Origin of the sequence: Pedobacter sp. P26 (assembly GCF_050632135.1) — a bacterium.
Lineage (GTDB): Bacteria > Bacteroidota > Bacteroidia > Sphingobacteriales > Sphingobacteriaceae > Pedobacter.
In genome coordinates this window covers 5692425-5709739 of sequence record NZ_CP192574.1, presented here as the reverse complement: position 1 = coordinate 5709739, position 17315 = coordinate 5692425, and the positions used below count along the sequence as shown (strand labels likewise).

Annotated in this window: 16 protein-coding genes and 1 pseudogene; 16 read left to right on the top strand and 1 reads right to left on the bottom strand. The window is 37.9% G+C overall.

Annotation, left to right across the window (positions count from 1 at the left end; translation table 11 throughout):
* Positions 1 to 61 precede the first annotated feature (61 nt).
* From nuoF to ACQ86H_RS26465, 16 genes and pseudogenes are all read left to right on the top strand, one after another.
* The gene (gene nuoF, locus ACQ86H_RS26540; protein ID WP_138819659.1) at positions 62 to 1429 is read left to right on the top strand and encodes an NADH-quinone oxidoreductase subunit NuoF; all 1368 of its coding nucleotides are present in this window, start codon (positions 62 to 64) and stop codon (positions 1427 to 1429) included.
* 88 nt (positions 1430 to 1517) lie between these two features.
* A complete protein-coding gene (locus ACQ86H_RS26535) occupies positions 1518 to 2057 on the top strand; it encodes an ORF6N domain-containing protein (RefSeq protein ID WP_138819660.1) in 540 nt (179 codons plus the stop codon).
* Between the two features lie 66 nt (positions 2058 to 2123).
* Entirely contained in the window at positions 2124 to 3134 is a 1011-nt protein-coding gene (locus tag ACQ86H_RS26530) for a 2Fe-2S iron-sulfur cluster-binding protein (protein ID WP_025146330.1), read from the top strand.
* Positions 3134 to 4171, top strand: a complete 1038-nt coding sequence (nuoH, locus tag ACQ86H_RS26525) for an NADH-quinone oxidoreductase subunit NuoH (protein ID WP_138819661.1) — start codon at positions 3134 to 3136, stop codon at positions 4169 to 4171. The genes ACQ86H_RS26530 and nuoH overlap by 1 nt, the downstream gene beginning before the upstream one ends.
* 2 nt (positions 4172 to 4173) lie before the next feature.
* On the top strand, positions 4174 to 4677 hold the full coding sequence (locus ACQ86H_RS26520) for a NuoI/complex I 23 kDa subunit family protein (protein WP_025146332.1): 504 nt from the start codon (positions 4174 to 4176) through the stop codon (positions 4675 to 4677).
* Between the two features lie 162 nt (positions 4678 to 4839).
* Positions 4840 to 5343, top strand: coding sequence for an NADH-quinone oxidoreductase subunit J family protein (locus ACQ86H_RS26515; protein WP_138819662.1), 504 nt, complete (start codon positions 4840 to 4842; stop codon positions 5341 to 5343).
* Positions 5343 to 5672: an NADH-quinone oxidoreductase subunit NuoK gene (gene nuoK, locus ACQ86H_RS26510; RefSeq protein WP_055908793.1), complete on the top strand. Its 330-nt coding sequence runs from the start codon at positions 5343 to 5345 to the stop codon at positions 5670 to 5672. The genes ACQ86H_RS26515 and nuoK overlap by 1 nt, the downstream gene beginning before the upstream one ends.
* Before the next feature lie 13 nt (positions 5673 to 5685).
* Positions 5686 to 7586 (top strand): annotated as a pseudogene (gene nuoL, locus ACQ86H_RS26505) (NADH-quinone oxidoreductase subunit L).
* A gap of 20 nt (positions 7587 to 7606) precedes the next feature.
* Entirely contained in the window at positions 7607 to 9070 is a 1464-nt protein-coding gene (locus tag ACQ86H_RS26500; protein WP_138819663.1) for a complex I subunit 4 family protein, read from the top strand.
* A 3-nt stretch (positions 9071 to 9073) separates the two neighbouring features.
* Positions 9074 to 10447 (top strand): NADH-quinone oxidoreductase subunit N, encoded by a 1374-nt coding sequence (locus ACQ86H_RS26495; protein WP_138819664.1) that lies wholly within the window; start codon positions 9074 to 9076, stop codon positions 10445 to 10447.
* A 47-nt stretch (positions 10448 to 10494) separates the two neighbouring features.
* Positions 10495 to 11154, top strand: coding sequence for a DedA family protein (locus ACQ86H_RS26490; RefSeq protein ID WP_138819665.1), 660 nt, complete (start codon positions 10495 to 10497; stop codon positions 11152 to 11154).
* Between the two features lie 2 nt (positions 11155 to 11156).
* A complete protein-coding gene (locus ACQ86H_RS26485; RefSeq protein WP_055908779.1) occupies positions 11157 to 11708 on the top strand; it encodes an inorganic diphosphatase in 552 nt (183 codons plus the stop codon).
* The gene (locus tag ACQ86H_RS26480) at positions 11708 to 13132 is read left to right on the top strand and encodes a hemolysin family protein (RefSeq protein ID WP_138819666.1); all 1425 of its coding nucleotides are present in this window, start codon (positions 11708 to 11710) and stop codon (positions 13130 to 13132) included. Before ACQ86H_RS26485 ends, ACQ86H_RS26480 begins: the two co-directional genes overlap by 1 nt.
* 8 nt (positions 13133 to 13140) lie before the next feature.
* The gene (locus ACQ86H_RS26475; RefSeq protein ID WP_431293032.1) at positions 13141 to 13845 is read left to right on the top strand and encodes a 16S rRNA (uracil(1498)-N(3))-methyltransferase; all 705 of its coding nucleotides are present in this window, start codon (positions 13141 to 13143) and stop codon (positions 13843 to 13845) included.
* An 89-nt stretch (positions 13846 to 13934) separates the two neighbouring features.
* Entirely contained in the window at positions 13935 to 14552 is a 618-nt protein-coding gene (locus ACQ86H_RS26470) for a DUF4159 domain-containing protein (protein WP_138820798.1), read from the top strand.
* Positions 14553 to 14555: 3 nt separating this feature from the next.
* Entirely contained in the window at positions 14556 to 15056 is a 501-nt protein-coding gene (locus ACQ86H_RS26465) for an acetyl-CoA carboxylase biotin carboxyl carrier protein subunit (RefSeq protein ID WP_138819668.1), read from the top strand.
* Between the two features lie 272 nt (positions 15057 to 15328).
* Here the strand turns inward: ACQ86H_RS26465 and ACQ86H_RS26460 are convergent, their stop codons facing one another.
* Positions 15329 to 17005 carry an SUMF1/EgtB/PvdO family nonheme iron enzyme gene (locus ACQ86H_RS26460; protein ID WP_138819669.1) on the bottom strand — a complete coding sequence of 559 codons (1677 nt, stop codon included), beginning with the start codon at positions 17003 to 17005 and terminating at the stop codon, positions 15329 to 15331.
* Positions 17006 to 17315: the final 310 nt, after the last annotated feature.

Sequence of the window (17315 nt, the reverse complement as noted above, 5' to 3'; positions counted from 1 at the left end):
GTCGTGAGTCGTTTTGACTTAAGACTAAGGACTGTGGACTACGGACTATAGACTAATTAAAATGTCTCGAAAACTGTTACTAGAGCATATAAACGTACCAGGCATCAATACTCTTGAAGTCTATCGCCAAAAAGGCGGGTATCGTGCTGTGGAAAAAGCCCTGAAAACTTTAACACCTGAAGAGATTGTTGAAGAGGTTAAAAAATCAGGCTTACGCGGTCGCGGAGGTGCGGGTTTCCCAACGGGGATGAAATGGAGTTTTTTGGCCAAACCTGAGGGTGTTGCACGTTATTTGGTGTGTAATGCTGATGAGTCTGAGCCAGGGACTTTTAAAGACCGTTATTTAATGACTTACATTCCCCATGCTTTAATTGAGGGAATGATTGTTTCGAGTTTCGCTTTAGGTGCAAAGGTTTCTTATATCTACGTACGTGGCGAAATGATGCCTCAGATCCGTATTTTAGAAAAAGCCATTGCTGAAGCTAAAGCCGCCGGATGGTTGGGTAAAAACATTTTAGGTACTGGTTACGATTTAGAATTATATGTTCAGCCAGGTGGTGGTGCTTATATATGTGGTGAAGAAACCGCATTGTTAGAATCACTTGAAGGTAAAAGGGGTAACCCACGTATTAAACCACCATTCCCGGCGATTGCTGGTTTGTATGGTTGCCCTACAGTGGTGAACAATGTTGAATCGATTGCTGCTGTTGTTCCGATTATCAATGATGGTGGCGATGAATATGCAAAAATTGGCATCGGTAGAAGTACAGGTACAAAATTAATATCCGCATCAGGTAATCTAGTAAAACCAGGCGTTTACGAAATCGAATTGGGTTTGCCGGTAGAAGAATTTATCTATTCTGATGAATATTGTGGTGGTATCGCTAATGGTAAACGTTTAAAGGCAACAGTTGCAGGTGGATCATCTGTGCCTATTTTACCTGCTAATTTAACCTTAAAATACGCTAATGGCGAGCCCCGTTTAATGAGTTACGAATCATTATCAGAAGGTGGCTTTGCTACTGGTACCATGATGGGATCGGGTGGTTTTATTGCTTTTGACGAAGATCAGTGTATTGTTAGAAATACCTGGAATTTTGCGCGTTTTTATCACCACGAAAGTTGTGGACAGTGTTCACCTTGTCGCGAGGGTACCGGGTGGATGGAAAAAGTGCTGCATAAAATCGAACATGGTCATGGCAGCATGGAAGATGTTGATTTATTGTGGGATATCCAACGCAAAATTGAGGGTAATACCATTTGTCCGTTGGGTGATGCAGCAGCCTGGCCGGTAGCCAGTGCAATCCGTCACTTCAGAGATGAATTTGAATGGCACATTAAAGAACCGGTTAAAAGCCAGAGTCAAAATTACGGTATTGCTAATTATGCAACACCGATTGAAAAAGCTCCGGTAGCGGAAGAGAAATAAATATTTAGGTATTACGGTTTGTGATACTAAAATTCTAAAGCCGCAATTTGCGATCTTAGAAAAGGAACTTAAGGCAATGAATATGTAAATGAAAGAAGAAATATCACCAGCGATCATCCCCAACGAAGTAATAGTTAATAAAATATATCTTTTTAGAGGAGTTAAGGTGATGTTAGATTCTGATTTGGCAGAACTCTTTGGTGTTGATACTAAGCGATTAAAAGAACAGGTTCGAAGAAACATAGAAAGGTTCCCTGAACATTTTATGTTCGAATTAACAAAAGAAGAAAATGAAGTCTTAAGGTCGCAATTTGCGACCTTAAGACACGGACAACACTCAAAGTATCTTCCGTTTGCATTTAGCGAGCATGGTATTTTGCAACTATCGAACGTTTTAAAAAGTAAACAGGCGGTAGAAGTAAGTATTAAAATTATTGATGTTTTTGTACAGCTTAGAACGATGGTTTTAAGCAATACAGAAATAAGATTAGAAGTAGAAAAAATAAAAAAGAAGGTAGATAATCAAGATAAAAATATTGAAGTCATATTCAGGTATTTTGATGAGTTACTAGAACAGAAAGAAAAGCCAAGAAAAGAAATTGGTTATAAGATCCCGAAAGGGAAATAATATAAAATTGGTTCGTAGAGACACGAACCAGGGCGAGATAAAGAAATAAAAAGAATATCATTAACCATGAGTGAAAAAGTTAAGGTTACGATAGATGGGATAACAGTAGAGGTTGATAACGGAACAACCATTCTGAATGCTGCAAGGCAGATCGGAGGAGATATTGTTCCGCCAGCAATGTGCTATTATTCTAAGTTGCAAGGCAGTGGCGGTAAATGCCGTACCTGTATTGTAAAGGTGACTAAAGGTTCGGAAAAAGATCCTCGCCCTATGCCAAAGTTGGTGGCTTCTTGCCGTACAACGGTAATGGACGGAATGGAAGTGCTTAATATTACTTCTCCAGAAGTTTTGGAAGCACGTGCTGGAGTTGTGGAAATTTTGTTGATTAACCATCCCTTAGACTGCCCTGTTTGTGATCAGGCAGGTGAATGTGATCTTCAGAATTTAGGTTATGAACACGGTTTGCAAAAAACACGTTATGAGTTTGAACGCCGTACTTTTGAACGTATCGATATAGGCGATAAGATCCAGTTGCACATGAACCGTTGTATCTTGTGTTACCGTTGTGTTTTTACTGCAGATCAGATTACTAATAAACGTGTTCATGGTATCCTAAACCGTGGCGATCATTCTGAAATTTCTACTTATATCCAACAAGCTGTTGATAACGATTTCTCAGGAAACGTAATTGATGTTTGTCCTGTTGGGGCTTTAACCGATAAAACTTTCCGTTTTAAAAACCGTGTTTGGTTTACCAAACCAGTTGATGCACACCGGGATTGCGATCACGAAAAATGCAATGGTAAAGTAACCCTTTGGTACAAGGGAGCAGATGTTTTACGTGTTACGGCCCGTAAAGACCAGTTTGGTGAAGTAGAAGAGTTTATCTGTAATACTTGCCGCTTTGATAAAAAAGCAACTGCTGATTGGGTGATCGAACACCCAACTCATATTGATGATACTTCGGTAATTGCATCAAACCACTACGAAACATTAAAACCTTTGCACGTAATTCAGCCAAATGAGGCTTTACAGGCTGCAAATGAAATTGAATTACATAAAACAGTTAAATACTAATGGATAGCGCTTTTGTTATAGAAAAATTTATCCTGGTAGCTGTAATTTTCGGCATCAGTTTAGTTATTGCCATGTATTCTACTTATGCAGAACGTAAGGTTGCTGCGTATTTACAAGATCGTTTAGGACCGGATAGAGCTGGTCCCTTTGGTATTTTACAGCCTTTGGCCGATGGTATCAAAATGTTTATGAAAGAGGAAATTATTCCGACAACATCAAGCAGGTTTTTATTTATCGCCGGTCCGGGTTTAGCTTTGCTTTGTGCCTGTATCGGTACAGCCGTTATTCCATGGGGTAGCCCTGTTTTAATCGCTGGCAAAACTATTTCCTTACAGGTTTCAGATATCAATGTTGGTGTTTTATACATTTTCGGTGTGGTATCTTTAGGTGTTTATGGTGTAATGATTGGTGGGTGGGCCTCAAATAACAAATATTCTTTGTTGAGTGCTATCCGCGCAGCTTCGCAAAACATCAGTTATGAAATTGCAATGGGATTATCGATTATCGCTTTGCTTTTAATGACAAATACCTTAAGCTTAAAAGAAATTGTTGGTCAACAGCATGGATTAAACTGGAATGTTTGGTATCAGCCGCTTGGATTTTTAATCTTTATGGTTTGCTCTTTTGCAGAAACCAACCGTGCACCTTTCGACCTACCTGAATGTGAAACCGAGTTGATCGGTGGTTATCATACCGAATATTCATCAATGAAATTAGGTTTTTACCTTTTTGCAGAATATATCAACATGTTCGTATCATCGGCAGTAATGGCAGCCTTATATTGGGGCGGTTATAACTATCCTGGAATGGATTACGTTGCTGCACATTTAGGTCCAACCTGGGCTCCACTTATTGGTACGGCTGTTTTCTTCGGAAAAATTGTAATGTTCATCTTTTTCTTTATGTGGGTACGTTGGACAATCCCTCGTTTCCGTTATGATCAATTGATGAATTTAGGTTGGAAAGGTTTAATACCTTTGGCGATTGCCAATATTATAATAACAGGTGTTGTGATTGCTATTATTGAGAAGTTTTAATTATGGAATCATTAAGTAATAAGAAAAAAGTACTGGAACAAAAGCCGTTGAGCTTTATGGAGCGAATGTACCTGCCGGCAATTGCCAAGGGTATGGGCATTACCATCAGTCACTTATTTAAAAAAGAGGCTACAATAAGATATCCTGAAGTGGAACGCGAATTCTCGACCAACTTCAGAGGGATGCACTCGCTAAAACGCGATGAGAATGGTAAAGAACGCTGTACTGCATGTGGTTTATGTGCTTTATCTTGTCCTGCTGAAGCCATTACTATGATCGCTGCAGAGCGCAAGCCGGAAGAGAAAGATTTATATCGCGAAGAAAAATATGCAGCAACTTACGAAATCAATATGTTACGCTGCATTTTCTGTGGATTATGTGAAGAAGCTTGCCCTAAAGAGGCGATTTATTTAGATGGGCCGATTGTACCTGCTGACTATTTACGTAAGGATTTCATTTACGGGAAAGACAAGTTGGTAGAGGCTCCATTGGAAATGAAAAAATAATTAGATAGAATCATCATGCTGAACTCGTTCAGTATCTATCAAACCAGATCCTGAAATAAATTCAGGATGAAGAAAGCATAATAAAATTGCACCCCCAATAAAATGGGATAACAGTACCACGATAATGATGGTACAGAAAACAAATAAATAAACAATTAATTAATGAGTACACAAGTATTCTATTTCGTAGCCACATTAAGTATCATCTTTTCGCTGCTGGTGATTTTTGCAAAAAATCCGATCCACAGTGTATTGTACTTAATCCTTACCTTTTTTACCTTCACTGTTCACTATGTGTTGTTAAACGCACAGTTTTTAGCGGTGGTAAACTTTATTGTTTACATGGGCGCAATAATGGTACTCTTCCTTTTTGTACTGATGTTGCTTAACCTGAACAAAGAAACCGAACCAAGTAAATCTCCATTGATCAAAATCGTAGGCGTAATTGCCGGAGGCTGTTTGGTGATAACCTTAATCGGTTCTTTAAAATCAGCTAGTATTACAAGCCCGTTGATCTTGAAAAACCCGGGATTGGGATTGGTAGAAAATTTAGGTAAGGAGCTTTTTGGCCCATTTTTATTACCATTCGAATTATCATCTCTATTACTGTTGGCAGCAATGGTTGGAGCCGTTTTATTATCTAAAAGAGATGAGGTAGAAGCATAATGGAAAATTTAACATCACAACTTCAGGGCGTTCCGCTAAATCACTACATCTATTTAAGTGCCATTATTTTCTCTATCGGCGTAATCGGTGTACTTACCCGCAGAAATGCCATCGTAATCTTTATGTCGGTTGAGCTGATGCTTAATGCAGTTAACTTACTTTTAACTGCGTTTTCGGTTCACAGTAACGATCCATCAGGACAGGTTTTCGTATTCTTCATTATGGCTTTGGCAGCAGCAGAGGTTGCAGTTGGTTTAGCTATTATCGTAATGGTTTACCGCAATACGAAATCGATAGATATTAATGTTTTAAATCGCCTTAAGTGGTAAATATATAATAAGAATGACAATAGAACAATTGATTTGGTTGGTTCCTTTACTTCCTTTTTTAGGATTTGTAATTAACGGACTAGGCAGAAACTCTTTATCTAAAGGACTAGTTGGCATCATTGGAAGCGGAGTAATCCTGGCATCCTTTATCATCAGCGTAGTTATTTTCTTTAGTTTACAAGGCGATACACAAAAAGCTCACGAAGTATTTTTATTCGATTGGATTACTGCAGGTGCATTGCACATTCCTTTATCTTTCCTGGTTGATCCTTTAAGCTCAATCATGCTTTTGATCATTACCGGGATCGGTTTCCTGATCCACCTGTATTCTACCAGCTATATGCACGATGATGCTGGTTTTGGTAAGTTTTTCGCTTACCTAAATCTGTTTGTGTTCTTCATGCTTTTATTGGTATTGGGTTCAAACTATATCGTGATGTTTATCGGTTGGGAAGGCGTTGGTTTATGCTCATACCTGTTAATCGGATTCTGGTATACCAATAATGCTTATGCATCGGCAGCAAAAAAGCTTTCGTGATGAACCGCATCGGTGATTTAGGTTTTTTATTAGGTATATTCTTAATTTTCAACACTTTTGGCAGTGTAGAATTTGCTAAAGTTTTCCCTCAGGCAGCTAATATGTTGCCAGGTAATGATACTTTGGTTTTAATCACCATTTTATTGTTTATCGGTGCCTGCGGTAAATCGGCACAATTACCATTGTTTACCTGGTTACCTGATGCGATGGCCGGACCAACACCAGTTTCAGCTTTAATCCACGCAGCAACCATGGTTACCGCTGGTATTTATATGATTGCGCGTTCTAGCGTATTGTTTGATTTGGCACCACTTACCCAGCACATTATTGCCATTGTAGGTGCAGCGACTGCTTTAGTAGCTGCAATTATTGCCTTAACACAAACAGATATCAAAAAAGTATTGGCTTACTCCACCGTGTCTCAACTGGGATATATGTTTTTAGGGCTTGGCGTTGGTGCTTATACAGGTTCATTTTTCCATGTATTAACTCACGCATTCTTTAAAGCATTATTGTTCCTGGGAGCAGGGTCGGTTATACATGCCATGCATCATGAGCAAGATATGCGCCAGATGGGCGGATTGAGAAAAAGACTTCCGGTTACTTTTTTAACCATGTTGATCGGGACCATTGCTATTTCAGGTTTACCACCGTTCTCTGGTTTCTTCTCTAAGGATGAAATTTTAGCACATGCTTTCCAGGCTAGTCCAATTTTATGGGGAGTGGGGGTATTGACTGCATTCTTGACCGCATTTTACATGTTCAGAATGATGTTTTTAACTTTCTCTGGTAAATATCGTGGAACACACCATGAAGAAAGCCATGTACACGAATCTCCTACAGCGATGACTTTCCCTTTAATCATTTTAGCTGTTCTTGCAGCAATTGGTGGAGTAATCAACTGGCCTCACGTTTTTGGTGGTAACGAGTGGTTGGCACATTGGTTATCAGGAGCAGGTGTTGCACAGCATGAGTTGGAATTAAGTCACTCAACTGAATATTCGTTAATGGGTGTTTCGGTAGCAGCGGCTGTTATAGCTTTATTATATGCTTACACCAGGTATGTAAAGGGAGCACGCGTTCCTGTTGCTGATGAAGCACCGCGTTCACCATTGGCAAAATTATCATATCATAAATTCTACCTTGATGAAATTTATGATTTCATCATCACAAAACCTTTGGATGCATTATCGAAATTCTTCTATAGGATTGTCGATAATAAATTGATTGATGGAATTGTGAACGGATTAGGATGGAGCACCAACGAAGCCAGTAAAGGTGTACGTTTGTTACAGAGTGGAAACGTAGGTTTCTATATATTTATGATGGTATTTGGTATCATCGCATTGCTTGCATATACATTTTATTACATATAAAAAGGGTTCAAAATTAAATAATGGAACAACTTTTACTACTTATATTTCTTCCGCTTGTAGGTGCAATGATCACTGCACTTGCTGGTAAGTCGGCTAAAATCGTTTCTACCGTATTTTCGGTGGCTTCTTTGGTGCTGGCTTTGGTTATCGCCTGTAATTTCATTCCAAATGCAAGTACCCAGTTTGAGGTTAACCTGCCATGGATTGCTGATTTGGGTATTAATTTCCATGCGGGCATTGATGGCATTAGCCTGTTGGTGGTATTGCTTACCAACTTACTGGTACCGGTTATCATCTTATCGAGCTATAACCATGAATATAAAAATCCTGCTGCATTTTATGCATTGATTTTGTTCATGCAATGTGGCTTATTACTGGTATTTACAGCATTGGATGCTTTCCTGTTTTATATTGGATGGGAAGCCGCATTAATCCCGATTTATTTTATTTGTGCCGTTTGGGGAGGGAAAGACCGCATCCGCATCAATATGAAATTTTTTGTGTACACCATTGCAGGTTCACTATTTATGTTGATGGGTATTATCTATCTATATCTTCAAAACCCGGCACACAATTTTGATATTCATGCATTTTATGCTTTAAACTTAGATAGTGCACAACAGGGATGGATTTTCTGGGCTTTCTTTATCGCTTTTGCCATTAAGATGCCGATTTTCCCTTTCCACACCTGGCAGCCCGATACCTATACAGCAGCGCCAGCACAGGGAACGATGTTGTTATCAGGTATCATGTTAAAAATGGGTATTTATGGTGTCATCAGGTGGTTATTGCCAATTGTACCAGCAGGCATTCACGATTGGGGCCAAGTGGCTATTATTTTATCGATAATTGGTATTGTTTATGCTTCGCTGATTGCTTTTACACAAAAGGATGCTAAACGTTTAGTCGCCTATTCATCCATCGCTCACGTTGGATTAATATCGGCTGGTATCTTCGCTTTCAACCAGCAAGGTATGCAAGGTGCGATGGTACAGATGTTAAGCCACGGTATTAATGTGGTTGGTTTATTTTTTGTTTTAGATATCATCTTTTCTCGTGTTAAAACCAATAAAATTGAAGAGTTGGGTGGGATAGCAAAAGTAGCACCACAGCTGGCGCTTACTTTTCTGATCATTGTTTTAGGTACCGTAGCTTTACCGGGAACAAACGGATTTATTGGGGAATTTTTATTACTGATGGGTGTTTACAATTATGGCATCTGGGCAGCTGCAATCGCCGGTTTAACCATCATCTTTGGTGCCGTATATATGTTGCGCATGTACCAGAATGTAATGCTTGGCGAAACCAACAGTTTAACCATCACTTTCACTGATATTAAAGGAACTGAAAAATTGGTTCTTTATATTATATGTGCATTAATTATTGTTTTGGGAGTTTATCCGAAACCAATTTTGCACTTAACAGAGGCATCTGTACAACATTTATTAGAACAGGTAAATCAAAAATTAAACACAGTAAATTAAGCAATGAATATTATTATAACCATTAGTATAACAGCTTTTATAGTGCTTTATGCAGGTTTGTTTAAAGCAAATAAAGCATTACTACCACTTACCGTTGTTGGCTTACTTACTGCATTAGGATTTACTTTCTGCGCATGGAACGGCAATGCCGTTCATTTCGGAATGATGCAGACTGATAATTTTGCCCTCGCATTCTCAGGTGTTTGCATTGTGGGTACACTTTTAATCTTCTTATTAACACAGAACTATTTCCATTCTAAAAGCGATAATATAGCTGAATATTATACCCTCATTCTTTTCGCACTTGCCGGAATGATCATGATGGTGTCGTATAAAAATATGGCCATGTTGTTTGTAGGCTTAGAAATCATGTCGGTGAGTTTGTACATTTTGGCAGGTATCCGTAAAAAGGATTTTGCCTCTAATGAAGCTTCTTTAAAATATTTCTTAATGGGTGCTTTTTCAACAGGATTTTTGTTGTTCGGTATTACCTTGATTTATGGTGCAACAGGCTCATTCGATTTAGATAAGATCCAGGCTTACCTGGTTGACCATACCACCTCGGTTTCGCCGATATTTTATCCAGGTGTTATCTTGATGATGATTGGTCTTTGCTTTAAAGTTGGTGCCGCGCCTTTTCACTTCTGGACACCAGATGTATACGAAGGTTCGCCAACATTGATCACTACTTTTATGAGTACAGTGGTTAAAACTGCTGGTTTTGCTGCTTTTTTAAGATTATTTGCGGGTTCACTTGCCCCACTTCACGATTTTTGGGTTGCCCCGCTATTGGTTATCGTTTGTTTGACCTTATTTATCGGTAACGTAACGGCCTTGTTCCAAAAAAACTTCAAAAGGATGCTGGCCTATTCCAGTATCTCACACGCGGGTTACCTGTTGTTTTCATTAATTGTTTTAACCAAAAGTTCTGGAAACAATGTGTTGGTTTATGCAGCGGCTTATACCTTTGCATCAATTATCGCTTTTGCGGTATTAATATTAGTGAAACAAAAAACAGGTAGCGATAGCTTCGAAAGTTTTAATGGTTTAGGTAAGAAAAATCCTTTAGTAGCTTTATCACTTACTATTGCCATGCTATCTTTAGCCGGTATTCCATTAACTGCGGGTTTTATTGGAAAGTACCTGATGTTCCTTAATGTAATGACCCAGTATAAAACTTTGCTGGTTGCATTTGCTATTTTAAACGCACTGGTAGGCTTTTATTATTATTTTAAAGTAATTGTGGCTATTTGGTTTAAAGATGGAGCAGAAACAGAGCTTTCTACTCCTTTACAATATAAAGTTGTATTGTTGGTATCAGTAGTAATCACACTTATTTTGGGTATTTATCCTGCAATTATTTTAAACCTGATATAGGTATGCTGTTGTTTAATAATTATTTGTAGTTTTACGAATAATTGAATATGCACGATTTTTGGAATAACCTGCATCAACTACTTGACCCCGAAAAATTATTGAGGGAGGGCGGATTCTATCTAGTCGTATTTGTTATCTATGCAGAAACAGGCCTGTTTTTTGGTTTTTTTCTTCCCGGAGATTATTTATTGTTTTTAGCGGGAATGTTTGTGGCAACAGGCAAGCTTGATGTGAACATTGCGGTTCTCTTAGCTGGTTTATGTGTAGCGGCCATTTCCGGGAATTTTACCGGCTATTGGTTCGGGCGCAAAACTGGCCCGGTATTATACACCAGAAAAGACAGTTTCTTTTTTAAGAAGAGATATTTAAAAGCTGCAAAGGAGTATTATCATAAACAAGGTGCCTTTGCATTAATAATGGGCAGATTTGTACCTATTGTTAGAACTTTTGCACCGATTTTTGCAGGCGTTGTAAAACTAGACTTTAAAAAATTTGCTTTATATAATATCCTGGGTGGAGTACTTTGGATCTGTTCCTTAACTTTGCTGGGTTATTTTTTAGGCAGAAGATTTGAAAAAGAAATAAACGATTATTTATTATATATTATTATTGGCTTTATCCTTATTACAACTATCCCATTATTAATTACCTTTGTAAAAGGTAAAGTAGTGAGTAGCCCTGAAGAGGATAAAACAGATTTAAATTAAAAATGGCAAAAGACGATCATCACGCGTGGCATAGCGTATCTCCTGGTTCAAACCTTCCAGAGGTTGTAAATGCAATTATTGAAATTCCAAAAGGTTCAAAAGCAAAATACGAAATAGATAAAGAATCAGGTCTGATTAAATTGGATAGGGTTCTTTTTTCGTCAGTAATGTATCCGGCAAACTATGGTTTTATTCCACAAACTTATTGTGATGATAAAGATCCATTAGATATTTTGGTACTTTGTTCAGTAGATGTTTATCCAATGACATTGATTGAAGCTAAAGTAGTTGGTGTGATGCATATGGTTGATAATGGAGAACAGGATGATAAAATCATTGCTGTAGCTGCTCACGATATGTCGGTAAACTATATCAACGATTTAGATGAGTTACCTCCACACCAAATGAAAGAGATTGTTCGTTTCTTTCAGGATTATAAAGCATTAGAAGATAAAAATGTAACTATCGAACATTTACTTGGTGTTCGCTATGCGCATAAAGTAATAAAAGAAAGCATAGAACTTTATAACACAACATTTAGAGAATTGGCTTAATGGATTTACCCACGGTATGTTTGTTTTTAAATTTTGAGTTAAGTGCAATCCTGCCCACAAACGTAGTTTTGGCTGCTTTACAAGAACCTGATACAGGTTCCGTTGGCTGGCGATTATTCTTTGCATTATTTTTGGTGTTGCTTAATGGTTTTTTTGTTGCTGCAGAGTTTGCAATTGTAAAGGTTCGCGCATCACAAATCGAGATTAAGGCAAAAACAGGCAGCCGTGTTGGCAAAATGGCCAAAGGCATTATTCACAACCTTGACGGATATTTGGCCGCCACACAGCTAGGTATAACGCTTGCATCTCTTGGCCTTGGCTGGGTAGGTGAAGGCGTTATGCATACCATCTTTAAAAATCTTTTTGATAGCTTACAATGGGGGTTAAGCGATGCTTCAATCCATACTGCATCTACAATCGTTGCTTTTTCGCTCATTACCATTATGCACATTGTATTTGGTGAGCTTGCTCCGAAATCGTTCGCTATCCAAAGACCTGTAGCTACAACGCTTTTCGTTTCCATCCCACTTCAATTATTCTATGTAGTGTTTAAGCCATTTATCTGGACACTAAATAGTCTTGCAGCCATTATTCTTAAGCCATTTGGTATTGATACCTCTGCTGGGCATGAATCTATCCACAGTACTGAAGAGTTACAATATCTGCTTGATCAGGGAAAGGAAAGTGGTGCACTAGACAATAATGAACATGAACTGATTAAAAACGTATTCGATTTTAACGAGCGCGTGGTTAAGAATATCATGGTGCCGAGAACCAAAATTTCCGGTATTGAGCTTACTTCTCCTAAAGAGGAAGTAATTGATACCATTATTAAGGAAGGTTATTCGCGTTTACCTGTTTATGATGAGATCATGGATAAAATTGTAGGGATTATTCATGCTAAAGACATTTTACCACTAGTTGCTGCAGGCAACCAGCATTGGACATTAAATGATATCATCAGAAAACCATATTTCGTTACCGAAACTAAAAAGATTAATGATCTGATGAGCGAACTGCAAAGTAATCGCATACAGATTGCCATTGTATTAGATGAGTTTGGTGGTACAGCGGGTATGGTTACCTTAGAAGACATTGTAGAAGAGCTTGTAGGAGAAATACAGGATGAATACGATGAAGAAAAACCACTGGTAGAAAAGGTTTCTGATAATGAGTTTATCGTAAATGCTTTTGCTACAGTATATGATGTGAATGAACATCTGCCTCATGATTTGCCGGAGGATGAAGATTTTGATACGGTTGGAGGATTGGTTTCTCATGTTTTTGAACGTATTCCCGAGGTAGGCGAAAGCAACGAATCTTATGGTTACCTGTTTACCATCCTTAAAAAGACAGAACAGAACATAGAAACCATTAAATTAGAATTGGTAATCAATAAAGCAGATATGGTTGATAATCATTAATTTCAACTATGCATATTTTTTATACACCAGATATAACCCAAAATACTTACACACTAAACGAAGAAGAGAGCAAACATTGCGTTAGGGTGCTTCGGCTTACTACCGGCTCAATTGTTAATTTAGTTGATGGTAAAGGTGGCTTTTACACTGCTGAAATCACTTCCGATAATCCAAAAAAGGTTTCTTTAACCATTTTAAAAATAGAAACGGAGTTTCATAAAAGAAATCATTACTTACACATTGCTGTTGCACCGACTAAAAATATCGACCGTATCGAATGGTTTTTAGAAAAAGCTACAGAATTGGGCATTGATGAGATTACTCCAATAATTACCGATCGATCGGAACGTAGGGTGGTTAAAGAAGACCGTCTTAATAAAGTAATCACTTCTGCCGTAAAACAGTCCATTAAAGCTTATCACCCCAAATTAAATGACGCCATTGCTTTTGATGCTTTTTTAAAAGAACCATTTGAAGGCAATAAATTAATTGCACATTGTATCGATAACGGAGAAAAACAATATATTTCCAAACTTGTAGCTCCATATCAAAAATATTTAGTTCTTATTGGTCCCGAAGGAGATTTCACGCCGGATGAAGTTAATTTAGCTTTGAACAAAGGTTTTAAAGTATTAACTTTAGGTGATAACAGATTACGCACAGAAACTGCTGCTTTATCTGTTTGTTTTGAAATCAATTACCTTAACCGTTAGGAAGCTTGAAGTTTTCAATTCCCAGTTTTCAGTTTTCAAAAAAGGCGAGGCTTTTATTTTTCTCCTTTGGTCTTTCGGTTTTAAGCTTTATGCTTTTCGCTTTCATTCCACCTACTTACCGCATGGCCAAATTAAAATACAGCGGTGGTGGCGATTGGTATGCAGACAGAACAGCTTTACCTAATTTAATTGCATACTGCAATGCCAATCTGAAGACTAATTTTTATGCTGACGAAAGCATAGTAGAAGTAGGCTCAAAAGAGATTTTCAATTTTCCCTTTATTTATATGACTGGCCATGGAAACGTCGTTTTTAGTGATCAGGAAATTAAAAATTTAAGGCAATACCTTACCGGCGGAGGATTTCTTCATATAGACGATAACTATGGTTTAGATAAATTTATCAGGCCACAAATGAAAAAAGTATTTCCAGAGCTTAGTTTTGTTGAATTGCCAGCGAACCACGCAATCTATAATCAGAAGTTTAAGTTTCCTGGAGGCTTGCCAAAAATCCACGAGCATGATAATAAACGTCCGCAGGGATTTGCTTTGATTTACAAGGGAAGAGTAGTTTGTTATTACACCTACGAGTGCGATTTGGGCAACGGTTGGGAAGATTTTGGTACTTATCCTGAAGATACTCAGGAAACGAGGACAAAAGCACTTAAAATGGGCGCTAATTTAGTTCAGTATGCTTTAACTCAATAAGCTATGTATAAAATAAAGGTAAACGATCAGTTTTTATTTGAGGTTGAGAATAAGGATTCAGCTTTTTTAGTAAATGGAGAGCAGGTTCAACTCGATCTAAGTACGCTTGGACATAACAATATGCATGTGTTATACCAAAACAGGTCTTTTAGTACAGAACTTGTTGAAATAAATAGAGCTGAAAAAATCTGTAAAATAAAAGTAAATGGCAATATTTATCAGATCAATATCGAAGATCAGTTTGATGTTTTATTAAAACAACTTGGTCTGGATAATTTAGCGGCGAATAAAATTTTAGAAATTAAAGCACCTATGCCTGGTTTGGTATTAAAGGTTTTAATTGAAGAAAACGCTGAAGTAAGGAAAGGCGATAACCTTTTGGTGCTGGAAGCGATGAAAATGGAAAATATTTTAAAATCATCAACGGATGGGGTGGTTAAAAAGATATTGATTAAACAGGGAGATAAAGTAGAGAAGAGCCAGATTTTGGTTCAGTTTAGGTAGTTGCTTTTTTAACCATTAAGGAGTTGAGGACATTAAGGTTTTGTTTCTAATCACTGAGTCTATCCATTCCATAGGGTCGTCATTTCGAGCGGAGTGCAACGCAGTCGAGAACCACGTAGTGCTCAGTGAAGCTAAATCTTTCTAGATAGATCTCTCCATTCCACTGCGTTTTAGTCGAGGTGACGATTTTTCTTTGAATCCTTCAAACTTAAATTATCTAACAAAATATAAAACCACAAAAAAAGTCCCGATTTCATGTCGGGACTTTTTTATTATTTACCTCTACTTACCCGGTAAGGCTTTTGTGGAGGGTTTTTAAAACTTCTTTTGCCTGCGGTACTAATTTCTGGAGCACCAAGCATGGTCATTGCGCAACGGAAACCCACTTCAGCAGATGATTCATCTTGTTGCATAAAACGACGTGTTGCCGGGTTTAACCAATAAGCCATGTCATTCCAGGAGCCACCTTTATAAACTCTGGATTTATCGTTTACAAGCGTTACACCTTCTTCATTTAGTAAAGTGTTTTGTCTATCGCGATACCCTCTTTGATCGGCTTGATAAGTGCCAGATGCTACTGGCGATTGTGGATCAGTTGATTTAGAAATCGAATCAGAACGCTTCGCCTGTGCCTGTTTTTCAGCCCAGGTTTGTTTTCTTCCAGCATAAGCGTTTTCCTTAATCGGATTACCATATTTATCTAATGCAATTTTTCCACTTTGTGAGTCTTCTAATTTCTTGTTTGTGAAATAGTTACCGCGATAAGGGTTAAATGCATCAGCATCAGTAAATGTAGCTGTTCTGTAAACATCGTTAACCCATTCATTAACATTACCGGCCATGTTATATAAACCAAAATCGTTTGGTGCGTACTGAATCACCGGAACAGTTAAATCTCCCTTATCATTCAATGAACCGCCAACCCCCATGTAATCTCCAGGTGCTCTTTTAAAGTTGGCCTGAATCATACCTCTGGTTTTCTTTTTGGCTGAACTCACGCCTAAACCATTCCAGGGATAGATTTTATTCTGGTTAATGTTTTCATATTCGGTGTTACCAATTAAACCTAAAGCTGCATATTCCCATTCGGCTTCTGTTGGTAAACGGTAAGGTTGCATGATTACACCATCTTCTAATGTAGCAGTTCTTCTAGGTTGATTGTTTCTGCCTCCGGTTGTTGCTGTTGTTCCTCCTGCAGTTGATGTTGCTGCGCCGGATTTGGTATTATAATCAATAGGTGCATTTTTACCTATGTCATTATATTGGCCGTTTTGGTATGCTGCATCGTTATATGGCTTATCAGGCCTAGGTGTAGCTGCCATAGTAGCAGTATTCCCTCTTCCGTTCCCAGCTAATGTTCTATAATCAGTTAAGATTCCTTTTTCGCGTAAGATAAACTCGTTTGCCCTGGATGTTCTCCATTCGCAATAGCGGGAAGCTTGCTCCCATGAAACACCTACTACAGGGTAATCACGGTAAGCAGGGTGTCTTAAATAGTTATCTACATAAGGTTCGTTGTATGATAAAGCCTGGCGCCAAACCAATGTATCAGGAAGTTCATTGTAATAAAATTCGCGGTCTTCAGGGAAGTTATATCTGATCCAGTGTAAATATTCCAGCCAATCGGTATTTGAGACTTCTGTTTCATCCATATAAAATGATGGAACGGTAACCTGTCTTTTATAGTTGTAAATACTTGGCTCAACTCCCGGTACTTCGATAGCACTACCACCCACAACTAAAACTCCGCCTTCAATTGGAATTAAGCCAGGCCCTGGTGCCCTTTTATATTGGGTAGCCACCGCAAAAGCACCAGACTGGTTGTTTTTGCTTTTCCTATCGGCATAAGGAATGCCTGTTTTGCTAGAACTCCCGCTTTTTGAACTGCAACCCGAAAGCAAGGCGGCTAATGATAAACAAGTAAAAGAATATAGTAATAGTTTTTTCATATAGTACATGGTGGAATATCGTCCTTGTAGGGATTCAAGCCATAAAATTAAACAATTATAAATGAATATATAAATAATATGAGAATAAAATATTGATTATATTTTTGAGCCTTAACGTATCATTTTTTTAATATGGCGTCTGCTTTTCTTTTAAACGAAATTCTTGCTAAATAATTATAAATAAGCGAGATAAAATTTTTAAACTAAAATTGTAGATTGTTTTAGTAGCAAATAAAATATGTTTACATGTGAAATTTACAACTTTATAATTTGAGTAAAACTGGAGAGAAAATTAGCCTATTTACACGAG